Source organism: Aquimarina megaterium XH134, assembly GCF_000520975.1.
Classification (GTDB): domain Bacteria; phylum Bacteroidota; class Bacteroidia; order Flavobacteriales; family Flavobacteriaceae; genus Aquimarina; species Aquimarina megaterium.
The window spans coordinates 51,509-69,666 of sequence record NZ_JACB01000035.1; the positions used below are offsets into that span (position 1 = coordinate 51,509).

General features: G+C 35.8%; 27 protein-coding genes. 26 read left to right on the forward strand and 1 reads right to left on the reverse strand.

What is annotated here, in order from left to right; genetic code table 11:
• Positions 1 to 3: 3 nt before the first annotated feature.
• A complete protein-coding gene (locus Z053_RS0118325; RefSeq protein WP_025666445.1) occupies positions 4 to 3,183 on the reverse strand; it encodes a SusC/RagA family TonB-linked outer membrane protein in 3,180 nt (1,059 codons plus the stop codon).
• Between the two features lie 1,035 nt (positions 3,184 to 4,218).
• Here Z053_RS0118325 and rpsL point away from each other — a divergent pair.
• The 26 genes from rpsL (at position 4,219) to infA (ending at position 18,126) form a co-directional block, all read left to right on the forward strand.
• Positions 4,219 to 4,593 carry a 30S ribosomal protein S12 gene (gene rpsL, locus Z053_RS0118330; RefSeq protein ID WP_024770883.1) on the forward strand — a complete coding sequence of 125 codons (375 nt, stop codon included), beginning with the start codon at positions 4,219 to 4,221 and terminating at the stop codon, positions 4,591 to 4,593.
• 23 nt (positions 4,594 to 4,616) lie between these two features.
• Positions 4,617 to 5,093 (forward strand): 30S ribosomal protein S7, encoded by a 477-nt coding sequence (gene rpsG / locus Z053_RS0118335; RefSeq protein WP_024770882.1) that lies wholly within the window; start codon positions 4,617 to 4,619, stop codon positions 5,091 to 5,093.
• Positions 5,094 to 5,103: 10 nt separating this feature from the next.
• Positions 5,104 to 7,230, forward strand: a complete 2,127-nt coding sequence (gene fusA / locus Z053_RS0118340; RefSeq protein ID WP_025666446.1) for an elongation factor G — start codon at positions 5,104 to 5,106, stop codon at positions 7,228 to 7,230.
• 11 nt (positions 7,231 to 7,241) lie between these two features.
• Positions 7,242 to 7,547: a 30S ribosomal protein S10 gene (gene rpsJ, locus Z053_RS0118345; RefSeq protein WP_010181931.1), complete on the forward strand. Its 306-nt coding sequence runs from the start codon at positions 7,242 to 7,244 to the stop codon at positions 7,545 to 7,547.
• A gap of 181 nt (positions 7,548 to 7,728) precedes the next feature.
• Positions 7,729 to 8,346, forward strand: coding sequence for a 50S ribosomal protein L3 (gene rplC / locus Z053_RS0118350; RefSeq protein WP_025666447.1), 618 nt, complete (start codon positions 7,729 to 7,731; stop codon positions 8,344 to 8,346).
• Positions 8,346 to 8,975 carry a 50S ribosomal protein L4 gene (rplD, locus tag Z053_RS0118355; protein WP_025666448.1) on the forward strand — a complete coding sequence of 210 codons (630 nt, stop codon included), beginning with the start codon at positions 8,346 to 8,348 and terminating at the stop codon, positions 8,973 to 8,975. The genes rplC and rplD overlap by 1 nt, the downstream gene beginning before the upstream one ends.
• 5 nt (positions 8,976 to 8,980) lie before the next feature.
• Positions 8,981 to 9,271 (forward strand): 50S ribosomal protein L23, encoded by a 291-nt coding sequence (gene rplW, locus Z053_RS0118360; RefSeq protein WP_024770878.1) that lies wholly within the window; start codon positions 8,981 to 8,983, stop codon positions 9,269 to 9,271.
• A 9-nt stretch (positions 9,272 to 9,280) separates the two neighbouring features.
• On the forward strand, positions 9,281 to 10,105 hold the full coding sequence (gene rplB / locus Z053_RS0118365) for a 50S ribosomal protein L2 (RefSeq protein WP_025666449.1): 825 nt from the start codon (positions 9,281 to 9,283) through the stop codon (positions 10,103 to 10,105).
• A gap of 6 nt (positions 10,106 to 10,111) precedes the next feature.
• On the forward strand, positions 10,112 to 10,390 hold the full coding sequence (rpsS, locus tag Z053_RS0118370; RefSeq protein ID WP_024770876.1) for a 30S ribosomal protein S19: 279 nt from the start codon (positions 10,112 to 10,114) through the stop codon (positions 10,388 to 10,390).
• An 8-nt stretch (positions 10,391 to 10,398) separates the two neighbouring features.
• The gene (gene rplV / locus Z053_RS0118375) at positions 10,399 to 10,806 is read left to right on the forward strand and encodes a 50S ribosomal protein L22 (protein WP_024770875.1); all 408 of its coding nucleotides are present in this window, start codon (positions 10,399 to 10,401) and stop codon (positions 10,804 to 10,806) included.
• Positions 10,807 to 10,814: 8 nt separating this feature from the next.
• On the forward strand, positions 10,815 to 11,540 hold the full coding sequence (gene rpsC / locus Z053_RS0118380) for a 30S ribosomal protein S3 (protein ID WP_025666450.1): 726 nt from the start codon (positions 10,815 to 10,817) through the stop codon (positions 11,538 to 11,540).
• Positions 11,541 to 11,560: 20 nt separating this feature from the next.
• On the forward strand, positions 11,561 to 11,980 hold the full coding sequence (gene rplP / locus Z053_RS0118385) for a 50S ribosomal protein L16 (RefSeq protein WP_025666451.1): 420 nt from the start codon (positions 11,561 to 11,563) through the stop codon (positions 11,978 to 11,980).
• 12 nt (positions 11,981 to 11,992) lie between these two features.
• The gene (gene rpmC, locus Z053_RS0118390) at positions 11,993 to 12,187 is read left to right on the forward strand and encodes a 50S ribosomal protein L29 (RefSeq protein WP_025666452.1); all 195 of its coding nucleotides are present in this window, start codon (positions 11,993 to 11,995) and stop codon (positions 12,185 to 12,187) included.
• A gap of 12 nt (positions 12,188 to 12,199) precedes the next feature.
• Entirely contained in the window at positions 12,200 to 12,457 is a 258-nt protein-coding gene (gene rpsQ, locus Z053_RS0118395; protein ID WP_025666453.1) for a 30S ribosomal protein S17, read from the forward strand.
• Positions 12,458 to 12,459: 2 nt separating this feature from the next.
• Positions 12,460 to 12,828 carry a 50S ribosomal protein L14 gene (gene rplN, locus Z053_RS0118400; RefSeq protein WP_024770870.1) on the forward strand — a complete coding sequence of 123 codons (369 nt, stop codon included), beginning with the start codon at positions 12,460 to 12,462 and terminating at the stop codon, positions 12,826 to 12,828.
• Between the two features lie 13 nt (positions 12,829 to 12,841).
• Positions 12,842 to 13,153, forward strand: a complete 312-nt coding sequence (gene rplX, locus Z053_RS0118405) for a 50S ribosomal protein L24 (protein WP_025666454.1) — start codon at positions 12,842 to 12,844, stop codon at positions 13,151 to 13,153.
• A gap of 2 nt (positions 13,154 to 13,155) precedes the next feature.
• Positions 13,156 to 13,707 (forward strand): 50S ribosomal protein L5, encoded by a 552-nt coding sequence (gene rplE, locus Z053_RS0118410; protein WP_025666455.1) that lies wholly within the window; start codon positions 13,156 to 13,158, stop codon positions 13,705 to 13,707.
• Between the two features lie 2 nt (positions 13,708 to 13,709).
• Positions 13,710 to 13,979, forward strand: coding sequence for a 30S ribosomal protein S14 (gene rpsN, locus Z053_RS0118415; protein WP_025666456.1), 270 nt, complete (start codon positions 13,710 to 13,712; stop codon positions 13,977 to 13,979).
• A gap of 70 nt (positions 13,980 to 14,049) precedes the next feature.
• Positions 14,050 to 14,448: a 30S ribosomal protein S8 gene (gene rpsH, locus Z053_RS0118420; protein WP_025666457.1), complete on the forward strand. Its 399-nt coding sequence runs from the start codon at positions 14,050 to 14,052 to the stop codon at positions 14,446 to 14,448.
• A 20-nt stretch (positions 14,449 to 14,468) separates the two neighbouring features.
• Positions 14,469 to 15,011, forward strand: coding sequence for a 50S ribosomal protein L6 (gene rplF / locus Z053_RS0118425; protein ID WP_025666458.1), 543 nt, complete (start codon positions 14,469 to 14,471; stop codon positions 15,009 to 15,011).
• 11 nt (positions 15,012 to 15,022) lie between these two features.
• Positions 15,023 to 15,379 carry a 50S ribosomal protein L18 gene (rplR, locus tag Z053_RS0118430; RefSeq protein WP_025666459.1) on the forward strand — a complete coding sequence of 119 codons (357 nt, stop codon included), beginning with the start codon at positions 15,023 to 15,025 and terminating at the stop codon, positions 15,377 to 15,379.
• Between the two features lie 6 nt (positions 15,380 to 15,385).
• Entirely contained in the window at positions 15,386 to 15,910 is a 525-nt protein-coding gene (gene rpsE, locus Z053_RS0118435) for a 30S ribosomal protein S5 (protein WP_025666460.1), read from the forward strand.
• Positions 15,911 to 15,921: 11 nt separating this feature from the next.
• On the forward strand, positions 15,922 to 16,101 hold the full coding sequence (rpmD, locus tag Z053_RS0118440; protein ID WP_024770862.1) for a 50S ribosomal protein L30: 180 nt from the start codon (positions 15,922 to 15,924) through the stop codon (positions 16,099 to 16,101).
• A gap of 9 nt (positions 16,102 to 16,110) precedes the next feature.
• Positions 16,111 to 16,563, forward strand: a complete 453-nt coding sequence (gene rplO / locus Z053_RS0118445) for a 50S ribosomal protein L15 (RefSeq protein WP_025666461.1) — start codon at positions 16,111 to 16,113, stop codon at positions 16,561 to 16,563.
• A gap of 10 nt (positions 16,564 to 16,573) precedes the next feature.
• Positions 16,574 to 17,911 (forward strand): preprotein translocase subunit SecY, encoded by a 1,338-nt coding sequence (gene secY / locus Z053_RS0118450; RefSeq protein ID WP_025666462.1) that lies wholly within the window; start codon positions 16,574 to 16,576, stop codon positions 17,909 to 17,911.
• Positions 17,911 to 18,126, forward strand: a complete 216-nt coding sequence (gene infA / locus Z053_RS0118455) for a translation initiation factor IF-1 (protein WP_008613577.1) — start codon at positions 17,911 to 17,913, stop codon at positions 18,124 to 18,126. The genes secY and infA overlap by 1 nt, the downstream gene beginning before the upstream one ends.
• Positions 18,127 to 18,158: the final 32 nt, after the last annotated feature.

The window sequence follows — 18,158 nt, forward strand, 5'->3', positions numbered from 1 at the left end:
TTTTTAGAAATTAAGTTTAAGTGAAACAGCATAACTTCTTGTATTAGGCTGATTAAAGTAATCTAAACCAATACCATTAGAAGCTCCAGTTAAGTTAGTCTCAGGGTCAACACCAGGATAATCAGTGCTTAACCATAAGTTTCTTCCTGATACAGTAACAGAACCAGAAGAAAGAGGTGTTCCATTTAATAACTTTTCTCCAAAGTTATATGTTAATGAAGCTTCTCTTAGACGAACCCAAGATGCATCATAAACACTATCTTCTCCTACTCCACCAAAACCATATCTTACCCATCTGTTACCACCTAAACCTGCAGCAGGATCTGCTAAAGCAACTTGTTGAGTGTTTGGTTGACCAGTAGATTGTACAACTCCATCAAATACGAAATCAGTAACATTTCTAAGATCAGCAGTCTCTTGACCTACACCAAAGTAATTAACAATACCACAAGTACCACACCATACATCTCCACCTTCTCTAATATCAAATAAGAAACCTAAAGAAAGATTCTTGTAAGAAACAGTGTTCTTAATACCCATTTGCCAATCTGGAATTGGATCACCAATTACACCAGATGTTGGATCAACTATTGGGAAACCATTATCATCGATAAGTACTTGGCCTGAATCATTTCTTAACCACTTATCTCCAAAGATTGCTCCATAAGATTCTCCAGGAAGTACTCTAGAAGAAACTGAAGTAAACCCAGCTAAAGTAAATGACTCAACTCCAGGAGCAAGTTCAATAACTTTTGACTCATAAGTAGTCCAGTTTACATCAATATTCCAAGAGAAATCATCAGTACGAACAGGTACAAAGTTTGCGCCAATTTCAATACCGTTGTTTTCTATTTTACCAGCGTTAATATTACGACCATTAAATCCAGCAGACGGAGCTGTGTCAACTCCAAATACTTGACCAGTTGTTTCTTTGTCATAATAAGTAATGTCTAATCCTATTCTTGAATTGAAGAATTTTATTTCTCCACCAAATTCTAATTCTGTAGTTTCTTCAGGCTCTATACTAGTACTTCCAGCAGTTCCCGTTCTCTCAAAACCAACAGATCCAAATAATGGGAAATTGTTGTTTCCTATGAAACCATCACCACCAGCAACTCCAGAGTTATAAAAAGTTTGAGTAGCATAGATAGGAGCGTCATTACCAGTTCTACCATAAGAAGCTCTTAATTTTCCATAGTTTACTAGTTCACTTTCAAAAAGCTCACTAAAAACAAAACTAAGACCCGCACTATAAGATAAGAAATCATTGTTATCTTTTGGAAGAGTAGAAGACCAGTCATTTCTAACAGAACCGTTTATAAAAAACATTTCGTTGAAACCAAATTTTGCATCAGCAAAAACTGCGTCTAACTTCTTTCTGAATACAGAATTAGTTGTAATTTGAGCAGCTGTATTTGATACATCAAAGAATCCAGGTACAGTCATACCATCTCCTTGAACACTTCTTCTTAAGTAATCAGTATTATAATTTTCATATCCAAGTATCGCATTAAACGTAATTGTTTCAGATATGTCTTTATTAAATAATGCCATGAAGTTAGTTGTGATATCTTCATTGAAAATATTATCATCAAATACTCTACCTCCAGGATTGTTAGCAGAATTGATATCTTCTCCAGCTTTTCTTATATCACTATATCTATCATAAGAGTATCTTCCTTGTAGAGTTAACCAGTCTAATGGTCTGTACTCAAAAGATAATCTACCCGTAAATCTATTTACGTCATCAAATGATGGGTTTTTTGCTACGGTCCAGTATGGACTATCGTATACACCAGCTCTATAACTTCTTTGAGTTCCGTCTGGCAATTGATATGCAAGAGGATTTGAAGCGGCATCTCTACCTGTCAACCCATTACCATTATCAAAAGTAGGAGTAGTTCTTAATAGACCTAACATAATACCAGAGATGTTAGAACCTCTTTGTACTCTTTGTCCACCAGAATTTACAAAAGCACCACTTGCAGAGATTTCAAATTTATCAGAAAGATCTGCTGTTATATCTGCTCTAAAAGATTTTTTTCCAAATTCTTCAGTTGGTGCAACCCCTGTTTGATCTAATTTACCCGCAGATAAATAGTATCTTACAGTTTCAGTTCCACCTCTTACAGATACATTCAAATCGGTTAATAACCCTTTTACAAAAAAGTTATCTACATTATCATACGCTTCTGCAGCACGACCATTTCCTGTTCCAGCAGGTACTAATCTACCAAATCTACTGAAAGAATATGAAGAATCACCATCGAACTCTAAGCTAGAAATTGCTGGACCCCAGCTAAATCCTTCACGAGTTTCAGGTCCTCTGTGAGTAGCAACACCACCTACAGGTCTACCTTGAGCATACTGTTTTTGTAAATCAGGTGTTTGAGTAATCTCACTTACCTGTACAGTTGAGTTGATAGAAACAGTAGGAGCACCACTTTTACCTTTTTTGGTAGTAATGATAACAACACCATTTGCAGCTCTTAAACCATATAATGTTTGTGCAGCAATACCTTTAAGGATAGAAATGCTTTCGATATCATTTTGGTTGATATCAATAGCTCTGTTAGAGTTTGCAGTTCCTCCTGTTGCATTACCAACACTTGAATTGTCAATTGGTACACCATCAACAATAAAAAGAGGAGAGTTACTTCTTGTAATAGAAGTATTACCACGAATTCTTATGTTCGCCGATGCTCCAACAGCACCTGAAGACGAAACAACTGAAACCCCAGGAGCTTTCGCTGTTAAGGAACTTACTAAGTTAACCTCTCCAGTGTTTTCAATTTCATCATCTGCAACTGTAGCAATGGCATAACTTAAAGACCTTGGTTTAGCCTTAATACCTCTTGCAGTTACGATAACCTCTTCTAGCTCTGAAGCAGAAGCAGATAATTGAACATTAATTGAGTTACCGTCCCCAATTACTACTTCTTTCGTGTCGAATCCGACATAACTGAAAGAAAGTACTCCTCCCCGATTCGCTTGAAGGGAATAGTTCCCATCAAAATCAGTTTGAGTACCACTTGCTGTATTTTTTACAACAACATTAACCCCAGGAAGAGGTAACCCTTTATCATCGGTCACAGTTCCTGAAACTGTTTTTTCTTGTGCAAAAGTGAATTGCACAACAAACGCTAGTAATAGCGTTAGAATTCCACTAAACTTTGTTCTCATTTTACAATTTATTTGAATTAGCCAGTTCCAAAAATCATAATAATATCTTTATAAAACAACTTTTTGTTATTAAAATTTAAATTGCAGCTATCGTGATGTATCCAAAATTGTTAGGTGTTGCTGTAGGAGGAATGGGAGGTGTTTGTAAGATTTTTATGCTTTTGTTATTATTAAGTATCACATAATGAACAACTTCTTTGGTCGTTTGTAATAAGGAGTTGATATAAGCTTCTTCAGATTTGAACCTTGTTTGAATAGTGATATAAAAATATAAGAGCTTTCTGACAAGAGTTCTTGTTTGTGTAAAAAAGCTTTATTTAATTTTGTTTTATAGGGCTAGGTAAGCTGTATGATGTCTTAAAATAGTAGGGGTGTTTTCTATTTGCGATTCTAAAAATAGACAGATATTCTTGTTTTTTAGTGTTTTGAAAAATTATCAAATTCTAAACGCGCATAGTTCTTGGTTTTATGTATGCTATAAATTATTTAATGTGTTTTTGGGTGCTAAATAAATAGAATAATGTTGGTTAATTCTCTACTTTCTATTATATATAATGTAGAGGAGTGTTCTTTTGAGTAGCAAACTATAAAAGCTTGGTATTGTATAGAAGAGTTCCTTTGATTTGGAGGTAATAAGTGTTTAAGTTTGGTTATAGTATATATAAGGATACAAAATATAGGGGGTTTATGTTGCAATTGAATAAGTGTTTTTTTAGACAAAGGATAAGTTGTAGTAATTTAAAGTGTAGCTATTATAAGGTTAGTATGATTAGTTAAATATATACCTTAATATATAATAAGATGTTGTAATCGTATATTATAGTGCTATGTTTGTCTTCAGTTTAAATTAATTCAGAAGTTTTTTGTGGTGGTTTGTTTGGTGAGATTACTGTTTCGCCTTGTTTATTTCGGGTGATATATATAAAGGAATAAAAATTAATCCCTTAGGATTTGATTTGCTCGAAAATATTTCTACCTTTGCAGCCCTTTAAAAGGGATATTTTTTAAATTTTTAATAATAGTGTAAAGCAAATTATGCCAACAATTTCACAATTAGTAAGAAAAGGTAGAGCCAAAATAACTAAGAAGAGTAAATCGGCTGCTTTGGATTCGTGCCCGCAACGCCGCGGTGTTTGTACACGTGTTTATACTACTACACCAAAAAAACCAAATTCAGCTATGCGTAAAGTAGCTCGTGTTAGGTTAACAAATGGTAAAGAAGTAAATGCGTACATCGGTGGTGAAGGTCATAACCTCCAGGAGCACTCGATAGTATTAGTTAGAGGTGGAAGGGTAAAAGATTTACCAGGAGTTAGATATCACATTGTTCGTGGAGCTTTAGACACCGCAGGTGTAGAAGGAAGAACACAACGTAGATCTAAGTACGGTGCTAAACGCCCTAAGAAGTAATCAAAAAACTTTAAGAAGAAGACATGAGAAAAAGAAAGGCTAAAAAAAGACCGATTTTGCCAGATCCACGTTTTAACGATCAATTAGTTACACGTTTTGTGAACATGATGATGTGGGATGGAAAGAAATCGACAGCTTTTAAAATATTCTATGATGCAATTGATATCGTAGAAGAGAAAAAACAAAATGACGAGAAAACGTCTTTAGAAATTTGGAAAGATGCTTTATCTAATGTAATGCCACACGTAGAGGTGCGAAGCCGTCGTGTAGGAGGAGCTACTTTTCAGATTCCTAATCCAATCAGGCCAGATCGTAAAATATCTACTGCTATGAAGTGGTTGATTCAATTTTCACGTAAAAGAAATGAGAAATCTATGGCTCAGAAACTTGCTGCAGAAATTATAGCTGCAGAAAAAGAAGAAGGAGCTGCTGTTAAGAAAAGAGTAGATACTCATAAAATGGCTGAAGCAAATAAAGCATTCTCTCACTTTAGATTTTAATCGTTAAGAAATGGCTAGAGATTTAAAATATACTAGAAATATAGGAATTGCTGCGCATATTGACGCAGGGAAAACTACAACCACCGAACGTATTCTTTATTATACTGGGGTGAGTCATAAAATTGGTGAGGTGCATGATGGTGCAGCCACTATGGACTGGATGGAGCAAGAGCAAGAGCGTGGTATCACGATTACTTCTGCTGCTACAACGTGTGAGTGGAATTTTCCAACAGAAAATGGTAAGCCAGTAGATGATACTAAAGGATATCATTTTAACATAATTGATACTCCGGGTCACGTTGATTTTACCGTAGAGGTAAATCGTTCTTTAAGAGTATTAGATGGATTGGTATTCTTATTTAGTGCTGTTGATGGGGTAGAGCCTCAATCAGAAACAAACTGGAGACTTGCTGATAATTATAAAGTACCAAGAATTGGTTTTGTAAATAAAATGGATCGTCAAGGATCTAACTTTATGGCAGTTTGCCAGCAAGTTAAGGATATGTTAGGATCTAATGCTGTGCCAATTGTAATGAATATTGGTGATGAAGCAGATTTTAAAGGTATTGTAGATTTAGTGAAAAACCGTGCAATTGTATGGCATGATGAAACACAAGGTTCTACATTTGATGTTATTGATATTCCTGAAGATTTAAAGGCTGAAGCTGCAGAATTAAGAGGTAAGCTTATTGAAGAAGTTGCTGCTTATGATGAAAATCTTTTAGAGAAATTCATGGAAGATGAAGATTCAATTACAGAAGAAGAAGTGCATGCTGCGCTTAGAGCTGCTGTAATGGATATGTCTATTATTCCTATGATTTGTGGATCTGCATTTAAAAATAAAGGAGTACAGTTTCTTTTAGATGCTGTATGTCGTTATTTGCCTTCTCCAACAGATAAAGAAGGTATTGTAGGTGTAAACCCTAATACTGATAAGGAAGAATTACGTAAGCCAGATGTAAAAGAACCATTTTCTGCTTTAGCATTTAAAATTGCTACAGATCCTTTTGTAGGACGTTTAGCATTCTTTAGAGCATATTCTGGTCGTTTGGATGCGGGATCATATATCTTGAATAACCGTTCGGGTAAAAAAGAGCGTATTTCTCGTATTTATCAAATGCACTCTAATAAGCAAAATGCAATTGAGTACATCGAAGCAGGAGATATTGGAGCAGCAGTAGGATTTAAAGATATCAAGACTGGTGATACTATGTCTGATGAAAAGAATCCTATCGTTTTAGAATCTATGGATTTCCCTGATCCGGTAATCGGTATTGCGGTTGAGCCTAAGACTAAAGCAGATGTTGATAAATTAGGTATGTCTTTGGCTAAATTAGCAGAAGAAGATCCAACATTTACAGTTAGAACAGATGAAGCTTCAGGACAGACAATTATTTCTGGAATGGGTGAGCTTCACTTAGATATTATTGTTGACCGTTTAAGACGTGAATTCAAAGTTGAAGTAAATCAAGGTCAGCCACAAGTAGAGTACAAAGAGGCTATTACTCAGGCAGCTGACCATAGAGAGGTTTATAAGAAGCAATCTGGAGGTCGAGGTAAATTCGCAGATATTGTATTTACGATTGAGCCAGCAGACGAAGGACAAGTAGGGCTTCAGTTTGAGTCTACGATTAAAGGAGGTAATGTTCCTAAGGAATTTATCCCTTCTATTGAAAAAGGATTCAAAATGGCTATGGTAAATGGTCCATTAGCTGGATATGAGGTTGATGCTATGAAAGTAACATTGAAAGATGGTTCTTATCACGATGTGGATTCTGATCAATTATCTTTCGAATTAGCTGCTAAATTAGGTTTTAAAAATTCAGCGAAAGCTGCTAAAGCCGTAATTATGGAGCCGATTATGAAATTGGAAGTTATTACGCCAGAAGAAAATATGGGTGATATCGTAGGAGATCTTAATCGTCGTAGAGGACAAGTAAGTGATATGGGTGATCGTGCTGGTGCAAAAACTGTAAAAGCAACTGTTCCACTTTCTGAAATGTTTGGATATGTAACTACATTAAGAACATTGTCATCTGGTAGAGCAACATCAACAATGGAATTTTCTCACTATGCTGAAACTCCTTCTAATATCTCGGAAGAAGTAATTGCAGCTGCAAAAGGAGTTAACGCTTAATTATTACAGAAATGAGTCAAAAAATCAGAATAAAACTAAAATCTTACGATCATAACTTAGTAGATAAATCTGCTGAGAAAATCGTAAAGACGGTAAAGAGTACGGGAGCTGTAGTAACTGGGCCAATTCCTTTGCCAACACATAAGAAAATTTTTACGGTGCTTCGTTCTCCACACGTAAACAAAAAATCCAGAGAGCAATTTCAATTAAGTTCTTATAAAAGACTTTTGGATATTTATAGCTCTTCTTCAAAAACGATCGATGCGTTAATGAAGTTGGAATTACCAAGTGGAGTAGAGGTTGAAATCAAAGTGTGATAGAACCTTGGTTTCGTAAGTGCACCTTACGATAAAATGTCCCGAGCTGTATGCGAGGGAAAAACGGCAAAAAAATACATTCAGGGTTGAACGTGTTTTGACCCTGTTTTTTTGCAAAAGAGTAAAAGAATTGAAAGTAATTTCAATATATAATAAGTAAATCATTAATAAATAATTAAATATGTCTGGGTTAATAGGAAAAAAGATCGGCATGACCAGCATCTTCGATGAAAATGGAAAGAATATTCCATGTACAGTAATCGAAGCTGGACCATGTGTGGTTACCCAAGTCAGAACTGAAGAAGTTGACGGTTATGAAGCTGTTCAGCTAGGTTTCGATGACAAAGCAGACAAAAATGCTACTAAAGCGGCGTTAGGTCACTTTAAAAAAGCAGGAACTGTTGCTAAACGTAAAGTTGTCGAATTCAAAGGTTTTGAGGAGGAGTACAAATTAGGAGATACAGTAACTGTTGAGCACTTTGCCGAAGGAGAATTTGTTGATGTATCAGCAACTTCAAAAGGAAAAGGTTTTCAAGGGGTAGTAAAGAGACACAATTTTGGTGGTGTTGGTCAAGCAACTCATGGTCAGCATAACCGTTTAAGAGCCCCGGGTTCTATTGGTGCTGCATCATATCCTGCAAGAGTTTTCAAAGGAATGAAAATGGCAGGTAGAATGGGTGGAGAAAAAGTAAAAGTTCAAAACTTAAGAGTGTTAAAAGTAGTTCCTGAAAAGAATATACTTGTTGTTAAAGGATGTGTTCCTGGACATAAAAACGCTTATGTAACGATTCAGAAGTAATGAAAGTAGCGGTAATTGATATAAACGGAAAAGAAACAGGAAGAAAGGCAGACCTTTCTGATGCTGTTTTTGGTATAGAACCAAATGATCATGCTGTATACTTAGATGTGAAGCAATACTTGGCTAATCAACGTCAAGGTACTCATAAAGCTAAGGAACGTGCAGAAATTGTAGGTAGTACTAGAAAGATAAAGAAGCAAAAAGGGACAGGTACCGCGAGAGCTGGTAGTATAAAGTCTCCTATATTTAAAGGTGGAGGTAGAGTTTTTGGTCCTAGACCACGTAGCTACTCTTTTAAATTAAATAAGAACTTAAAGAGATTAGCACGTAAATCTGCGTTAAGTATTAAGGCAAATGACAAAGCAATAACAGTGATCGAAGACTTTACTTTTGATACTGTAAAAACTAAGAATTTTACTGCAGTTTTAAAGTCTTTAGGACTTGAAAACAAAAAATCTTTGTTTGTGTTGGCAGAGTCGAATAAAAATGTATATTTGTCGTCACGCAATTTGAAAAGTTCAGAAGTTATAACTTCTTCAGAATTAAGTACTTACAAAATACTTAATGCGAATAATGTTGTGCTTTTGGAAAGTTCTTTGAAAGGAATTGAAACGAATTTAAGTAAATAGAAGCCATGAGTATCTTAATAAAACCTATTATTACAGAAAAGGCTACTGCAGATAGTGAAGTGTTTAACCGCTATGGTTTTGTAGTAGATAAGAAAGCGAATAAGGTAGAGATCAAGAAAGCAGTTGAAGCTGCTTATGGTGTATCTGTTACTAAAGTTCGAACAATAAATGTCCGTCCAGACCGTAATACTCGTTATACAAAAACAGGTATGGTCACTGGTAAAACAAGTGCTTATAAAAAAGCAATTGTACAGGTGGCGGAAGGTGAAGTAATTGATTTATATAGTAATCTTTAAGACTAGAAAATGTCAGTAAGAAAATTAAAGCCAATTACCCCAGGTCAGCGTTTTAGAGTAGTAAATGGATTTGACGCCATTACTACTGATAAGCCGGAAAAAAGCCTATTGGCTCCGAAAAAAAGATCTGGAGGTAGAAACAGTCAAGGAAAAATGACTATGCGCTACAAAGGTGGTGGTCATAAAAGAAGGTATCGTATCATTGATTTTAAACGTGATAAGCAAGGAATTCCTGCTACCGTTGCAACAATAGAATACGATCCAAACAGAACTGCATTTATAGCGTTGCTAAATTACCAAGATGGTGAGAAGCGCTATGTTATCGCTCAAAATGGTTTACAGGTAGGTCAGAATGTCGTTTCTGGAAGTAATGTAGCTCCAGAAATCGGTAATGCTATGCCACTTAGTGATATTCCACTAGGTACAATCATTTCTTGTATAGAATTACGTCCAGGTCAAGGTGCTGTTATGGCTCGTAGTGCTGGATCATTCGCTCAGCTTATGGCTAGAGATGGTAAATTTGCTACGGTAAAATTACCTTCTGGTGAAGTGAGAATGATATTAGTTAACTGTATGGCTACTATAGGTGCTATATCTAATAGTGATCATCAATTGATCGTAGGAGGTAAAGCCGGTAGAACAAGATGGTTAGGTCGTCGTCCTCGTACAAGACCAGTAGCGATGAACCCTGTTGATCACCCAATGGGTGGTGGAGAAGGACGCTCTTCTGGAGGTCATCCACGTTCTAGAAAAGGTCTTCCTGCAAAAGGATTTAGAACCCGTTCTAAGACGAAAGCGAGTAATAAGTATATTGTAGAACGTAGAAAGAAATAATAAGATATGGCACGTTCATTAAAAAAAGGACCTTACGTTCACTATAAGTTAGAGAAAAAAGTAGCTGCAAATGTAGAAGCTAATAAAAAGTCTGTTATTAAGACTTGGTCTAGAGCATCTATGATTACTCCTGACTTTGTAGGGCAAACAATTGCAGTTCATAATGGTCGCCAGTTTGTACCGGTATATATTACCGAGAATATGGTAGGTCATAAATTAGGAGAATTTTCGCCAACACGTTCCTTTAGAGGACACGCTGGTGCTAAAAATAAAGGTAAAAAATAATTTAAGTCATGGGAGTTCGTAAAAGAGAAATGGCAGAAAGAATTAAGGAAGAGAAAAAGCAAATCGCTTTTGCTAAACTTAATAACTGCCCTACGTCACCTCGTAAGATGCGTTTAGTAGCGGATTTAGTTCGTGGTGTAAAAGTTGAAAAGGCGCTTCATATTCTTAGATTTAACCCTAAAGAAGCATCACGTCGTTTAGAAAAGTTATTGCTTTCGGCAATAGCAAACTGGCAGGCGAAAAATGAAGACGCTAGCATCGAAGATGCAGATCTTTTTGTAAAAGAGATTCGTGTAGATGGAGGAAGTATGTTAAAAAGACTTCGTCCTGCTCCACAGGGTCGTGCACACAGAATAAGAAAACGCTCTAACCACGTAACAATAGTGGTTGCAGCAAACAATAATACACAAAGCTAATATAAACTATGGGACAGAAGACAAATCCAATCGGAAATCGCCTTGGTATTATCAGAGGATGGGAATCTAACTGGTACGGAGGTAATGACTACGGTGATAAACTTGCCGAAGACGATAAGATTAGAAAGTATGTACACGCACGTTTATCAAAAGCTAGTGTATCTAGAGTAATTATTGAGCGTACGCTTAAACTTGTAACCGTTACTATCACTACTGCTAGACCTGGTATTATTATCGGAAAAGGTGGTCAAGAGGTAGACAAGTTAAAAGAAGAGCTTAAGAAAATTACTGAAAAGGAAGTTCAGATCAATATTTTTGAAATCAAAAGACCAGAACTTGATGCATTTTTGGTAGGATCGAGTGTTGCAAGACAAATCGAAAGCCGTATCTCATATCGTCGTGCTATTAAAATGGCTATCGCGGCAGCAATGAGAATGAATGCAGAAGGTATCAAAATCCAGATTTCAGGACGTTTGAACGGTGCAGAAATGGCACGTACAGAGTCTTATAAAGAAGGTCGTATTCCTTTATCAACATTTAGAGCTGACATAGATTATGCTTTGGTAGAATCACACACTACTTATGGTAGATTGGGTGTTAAAGTATGGATTATGAAAGGCGAAGTATATGGTAAAAGAGAGCTTTCTCCTTTGGTTGGTTTATCCAAAAAACAAGGAAAAGGTGACAGAGGTGGACGAAGTGGAGGTAATAACAAATCACGTCGTAGAAAGTAATTTTTTAAAGTAAATTAACAATGTTACAGCCTAAAAGAACAAAATTCCGTAAGCAACAAAAAGGACGTATGAAAGGTCTTTCTCAAAGAGGACACACACTTTCTAATGGTACTTTCGGAATCAAATCATTAGATTCAAGTTTTGTTACTGCTAGACAAATAGAAGCAGCTCGTATTTCTGCTACTCGTTATATGAAGAGAGAAGGTTCTCTGTGGATTAAAATTTTCCCAGACAAGCCTATAACTAAGAAACCTCTTGAAGTACGTATGGGTAAAGGAAAAGGTGCTGTTGAGTATTGGGCAGCAGTAGTAAAACCAGGAAGAATATTATTTGAAATAAGCGGAGTGCCTTATGACGTAGCTAAAGAAGCTTTACGTCTGGCAGCTCAGAAGCTTCCTGTAAAAACTAAGTTTATAGTAGCTAGAGATTATCAAGCTTAATATTTGAGGATTATGAAACAATCAGAAGTAAAAGAATTATCTACAGCTGAATTACAAGAGGAACTTGGTAAATCTCAAAAAGCGTATTCAGATTTAAGAATGGCTCACGCTATGTCTCCATTAGAAAACCCTTTACAATTACGTAAAGTAAGAAGATCTATTGCGAGAATGGCTACAGAGCTAACAAAAAGAGAATTAAACGGTTAATTCTGCTGAAAGATGGAAAAAAGAAATTTAAGAAAAGAGCGTATAGGAGTTGTTACTAGTAACAAAATGCAGAAATCCATTGTGGTTGCTGAAGTTAAAAAAGTAAAACATCCTATGTACGGAAAATTCGTGTTAAAAACGAAAAAATACGTTGCACACGACGAGAAAAACGACTGCAATATTGGTGACACTGTAAAGATCATGGAAACAAGACCTTTGAGTAAAACCAAATGCTGGAGATTAGTAGAAGTAATTGAAAGAGCGAAGTAATTATGGTACAACAAGAGTCTAGATTAAAAGTAGCCGATAACACAGGTGGAAAAGAAGTTTTAGTCATTCGTGTTTTAGGTGGTACAAAAAGAAGATACGCCTCTGTAGGAGACAAAATAGTTGTCAGTGTAAAAGAAGCAACTCCAAATGGAAACATTAAAAAAGGAGCAGTTTCTACTGCAGTTGTAGTTCGTACCAAAAAAGAAGTGCGTAGACCAGACGGTTCTTATATCCGTTTTGATGATAACGCGTGTGTTCTATTAACTCCTACGGGAGAAATGAGAGGAACACGTGTATTTGGTCCAGTAGCAAGAGAACTTCGTGATAAGCAATTCATGAAGATTGTTTCACTAGCGCCAGAAGTGCTTTAAAACATTTGTGAAGATGACAAAGCTAAAAATAAAGTCAGGAGATACAGTGCGAGTTATCGCTGGAGACAACAAAGGTCAAGAGGGAACTGTGCAAAAAGTATTGAAAGATAAGAACAAGGCAATTGTAGAAGGTGTAAACTTAGTGTCAAAACACCAAAAGCCTAGTGCTACAAACCCACAAGGTGGTATTGTAAAACAAGAAGCACCTATTCATATTTCTAACTTATCATTGTTAACCGCTAAAGGTGAAACAACAAGAATAGGATATAGAATAGAAGGAGATAAGAAAGTGAGATTTTCTAAAAAATCTAATGAAGTAATATAGTTATGGCTTATATCCCAAGATTAAAACAAGAGTATAAAGACAGAGTAGTGTCTGCTCTTACAGAAGAATTCAGCTATGATAATGTAATGCAAGTACCAAAGCTTAAAAAAATAGTTTTAAGTAGAGGTGTTGGAGCAGCAGTAGCTGATAAAAAGTTAATCGACTATGCAGTAGACGAATTAACAAATATAACAGGTCAGAAAGCTATAGCAACAATTTCTAAAAAGGATGTTGCTTCTTTCAAATTACGTAAAGGAATGCCAATTGGAGCAAAAGTTACGTTAAGAGGAGAAAGAATGTACGAATTTTTAGATCGTCTTATTACTTCAGCTTTACCACGTGTTAGAGATTTTAACGGAATTAAAGCTACAGGTTTTGATGGTAGAGGTAATTACTCATTAGGTGTTCTTGAGCAGATTATTTTTCCCGAGATTGATATCGATAAAGTAAATAAGATTTCAGGAATGAACATTACTTTCGAAACTTCGGCAAAAACCGATAAAGAAGCAAAATCATTGTTAACCGAACTAGGATTACCTTTTAAAAAGAATTAATTATGGCTAAAGAATCAATGAAAGCCCGTGAGGTGAAGAGAGCAAAAACTGTAGCAAAGTATGCTGAAAAACGTAAAGCTTTAAAAGAAGCTGGAGATTATGAAGCATTACAGAAGTTGCCTAAAAATGCTTCGCCAATTCGTAAGCATAATCGTTGTAAGTTAACAGGAAGACCAAAAGGATATATGCGTCAGTTTGGGATTTCTCGTGTAACATTCAGAGAGATGGCGAACAAAGGATTAATTCCGGGAGTAACAAAAGCTAGTTGGTAATAATAAAGTAAATTAATTGGTTTAAGGTTCAATTAAAAATATTGAAAACCAAAACCATAAATTATAAACAATGAATACAGATCCTATAGCAGATTATTTAACCAGAATTCGTAATGCAAATAGTGCTCAACACAGAGTAGTTGAGATTCCTGCATCGAAGGTTAAAAAAGAGATCACTAAAATATTATTCGATCAAGGATATATTTTAAGTTATAAATTTGAAGATAATACAACACAAGGTACTATCAAAATAGCACTTAAATACGATAAAATAACTAAAGAACCAGTTATTAAAGAATTGCAAAGAATCAGTAAGCCAGGTTTACGTAAGTATGCAGGGTCTAATGATATCCCAAGAATTCTTAATGGATTAGGTGTTGCAATAGTCTCTACTTCTCATGGTGTAATGACCGGTAAACGTGCAAAGCAAGAGAATGTAGGTGGTGAAGTACTTTGCTACGTATATTAACAGTATAAAAGACAAAAGAAATGTCAAGAATAGGAAAAAATCCAGTAACTATTCCGTCTGGTGTCACTGTTGAAGTGACAGGTAATGTTGTTACTGTTAAAGGAAAATTAGGAGAGCTTTCTCAGGAAATCGATAGTATCGGTGTGAAAGTCGAAGAGGGCCAGGTAGTTCTAGAAAGACCTAGCGAAGCCAAAGATCATAAAGCAAAGCATGGTTTATATCGTTCTTTGATTAATAATATGGTGGTAGGTGTTTCTGAAGGGTTTACTAAAGAGTTAGAATTAGTAGGAGTTGGTTATAGAGCTTCTAATCAGGGTCAGAAATTAGATTTGGCTTTGGGATTCTCTCATAATATAGTTTTAGACGTAGCGCCAGAAGTTAAGGTCGAAACTATTTCAGAAAAAGGTAAAAACCCTATCGTAAAATTAACTTCTCATGATAAGCAATTGGTGGGTCAGATAGCAGCTAAAATTAGAGGCTTCCGTAAACCAGAACCTTATAAAGGGAAGGGAATCAAATTCGTAGGAGAACAATTAAGAAGAAAAGCAGGTAAATCTGCATAATAACTAACGTTATGGCATTCTCAAAAGATTTAAGAAGATTAAAGATAAGAAAGCGTATCCGCGGTAATGTAAGCGGTACAGAACAACGTCCTAGATTATCTGTTTTTAGAAGTAATAAAGAAATCTATGCTCAAGTCATAGATGATGTAACTGGTAAAACCATCAGTGCTGCTTCTTCAAGAGATAAAGACATTGCTTCAGCAAAAGGAAGTAAGATAGAAAAAGCAAACTTAGTAGGAAAAGCGCTTGCTGAAAAAGCTAAGAAAGCTGGTGTAGAAACAGTATCCTTTGATAGAGGAGGATATTTGTATCACGGTAGAGTAAAATCATTAGCAGACGGTGCTAGAGAAGCAGGACTTAAATTCTAAGAAAATATGTATCAAAAATATAAAAACGCAGAATTAGTAAAACCAAGCGGACTTGAGCTTAAAGATCGTTTAGTTGGTGTACAACGTGTAACTAAGGTAACTAAAGGTGGTAGAGCATTTGGTTTCTCGGCTATAGTTGTTGTAGGTGACGAAAACGGTGTTGTAGGTCACGGTTTAGGTAAGTCTAAAGAGGTAGCAGAAGCTATCGCTAAGGCAGTAGAAGATGCAAAAAAGAATTTGGTTCGTATTCCATTACATAAAGGTACATTACCTCATGAACAAAAAGGTAAGTACGGTGGTGCAAGAGTTTTACTCTTACCTGCTGCTACAGGTACCGGGGTAATTGCTGGTGGAGCAATCCGTGCAGTATTAGAATCTGTAGGGGTGCATGATGTACTTTCTAAAAACCAAGGATCGTCTAACCCACACAATGTGGTGAAAGCAACGTTTGATGCTTTGTTACAATTGCGTAGTGCGCAACAAGTAGCAACTCAACGTGGAGTTTCACTAGAGAAAGTGTTTAAAGGATAAATTCAGGAACGATGGCAAAGATTAAAATTACTAAAGTAAAAAGTGCGATTAACCGTACTCAGAGACAGAAGAGAACCCTAGAGGCTCTAGGTCTTAAAAAGATCGGCCAGGTTGTGGAGCATGAAGATACTCCTAATATCCTTGGGATGGTAAATAAAGTTAAACATTTAGTTTCGATAGAAACAAAATAATAAAAGCACATGGATTTAAGTAACTTAAAACCTGCTGCAGGTTCGGTAAAAAATAATAGCAAACGAGTAGGTCGTGGACAAGGTTCTGGAAAGGGAGGAACTGCTACTCGTGGACATAAAGGAGCAAAATCACGTTCTGGATATTCTAAAAAGATAGGTTTTGAAGGTGGGCAAATGCCACTTCAAAGACGTGTGCCAAAATTTGGTTTTAAAAACATCAACAGAAAAGAGTATCAAGGGATTAATTTAGACACACTACAAAAATTAGTAGATGATGGTAAAATTAAAGATACTGTTGATCTGGATGTGATTTTAACTACACGTTTGGCGGGGAAAAATGATTTGGTTAAAATATTGGGAAGAGGTGAACTGAAAGCAAAATTAAAAGTTTCAGCTCACAAATTTACAGCCACTGCAAAAGCTGCTATAGAAGCAGCAGGTGGTGAAGCAGTAACCTTATAATAGACAATTCATGAAATTTATTGACACAATAAAAAACATTTGGAAAATCGAAGAACTAAAGAATAGAATCTTAGTTACACTAGGATTACTTTTAGTATATCGATTTGGGGCGCAAATAGTACTTCCAGGAATAGATGCTTCAGAATTAGCAAACCTGGGAACACAAACTCAAGATGGTTTGTTGGGATTACTTAACGCGTTTACAGGAGGAGCTTTCGCTAACGCTTCAGTATTTGCATTAGGTATTATGCCATATATATCAGCCTCAATTGTAGTGCAGTTAATGGGAATAGCTATTCCTTATTTACAAAAATTACAAAAAGAAGGAGAAAGTGGTAGAAAAAAGATTAACCAAATTACACGTTGGTTAACAATTGCTATTACTTTGGTTCAAGGACCAGGATATATCTATAATCTGTTTGCAACACTTCCGGCAGAAGCTTTTGTGATTCCTAATCAAACAGTTTTTGTTGTGTCTTCTGTAATCATTATATCCACAGGTTGTATTTTTGCCATGTGGTTAGGTGAAAAAATTACAGATAAAGGTATAGGTAATGGTATCTCTCTCTTAATTATGGTGGGTATTATTGCTACCCTACCACAATCATTTGTGCAAAACTTTGCATCAAGAACTTCAGGAGATGGAGGAGGAATGATTATGGTATTGATAGAACTGGTTATCTGGTTTGTAATTATATTAGCATCAGTATTGTTGGTAATGGCGGTACGTCAAATACCTGTTCAATATGCTAGAAGAACAGCTGGAGGAGGATACGAGAAGAATGTTTTTGGATCTCGTCAGTATATACCTTTAAAATTAAATGCTTCAGGGGTAATGCCTATCATTTTTGCTCAGGCAATTATGTTCGTGCCTGCCGCTGTAGCTGGTTTGTCAGATTCAGAAACCTCTCAAGGTATTGCTGCAGCATTTAGCGATATTTTTGGGTTTTGGTATAATGTTTTGTTTGCAGTATTGATTATCATCTTTACATATTTTTATACAGCTATCACGGTGCCAACGAATAAAATGGCAGACGATTTGAAACGTAGTGGTGGTTTTATTCCTGGTATTCGCCCAGGAAGTGAAACATCAGAATATTTAGATAAGATCATGTCTCAGATCACATTGCCAGGGTCAATATTCTTGGCGCTAATTGCAGTGTTTCCTGCGATAGCAGTTAAATTGTTGAATGTACAACAAGGTTGGGCATTGTTTTTCGGAGGAACTTCTCTACTTATTATGGTAGGTGTAGCTATCGATACAATGCAACAGGTTAATTCATACTTGTTAAATAGACATTATGATGGATTAATGAAAACTGGTAAAAACCGTAAAGCAGTAGCATAATGGCAAAACAACCGGCAATAGAACAAGACGGAAGTATCATCGAAGCATTATCAAATGCAATGTTTCGTGTAGAACTAGAAAATGGTCACGTAGTGACAGCTCATATATCTGGTAAGATGCGTATGCATTACATTAAATTATTACCAGGAGATAAGGTGAAGTTAGAAATGAGTCCTTATGATTTAACTAAGGCTCGTATAACATATAGATACTAAATAATTAAAGAATATTGTAAATTAAGATTTTT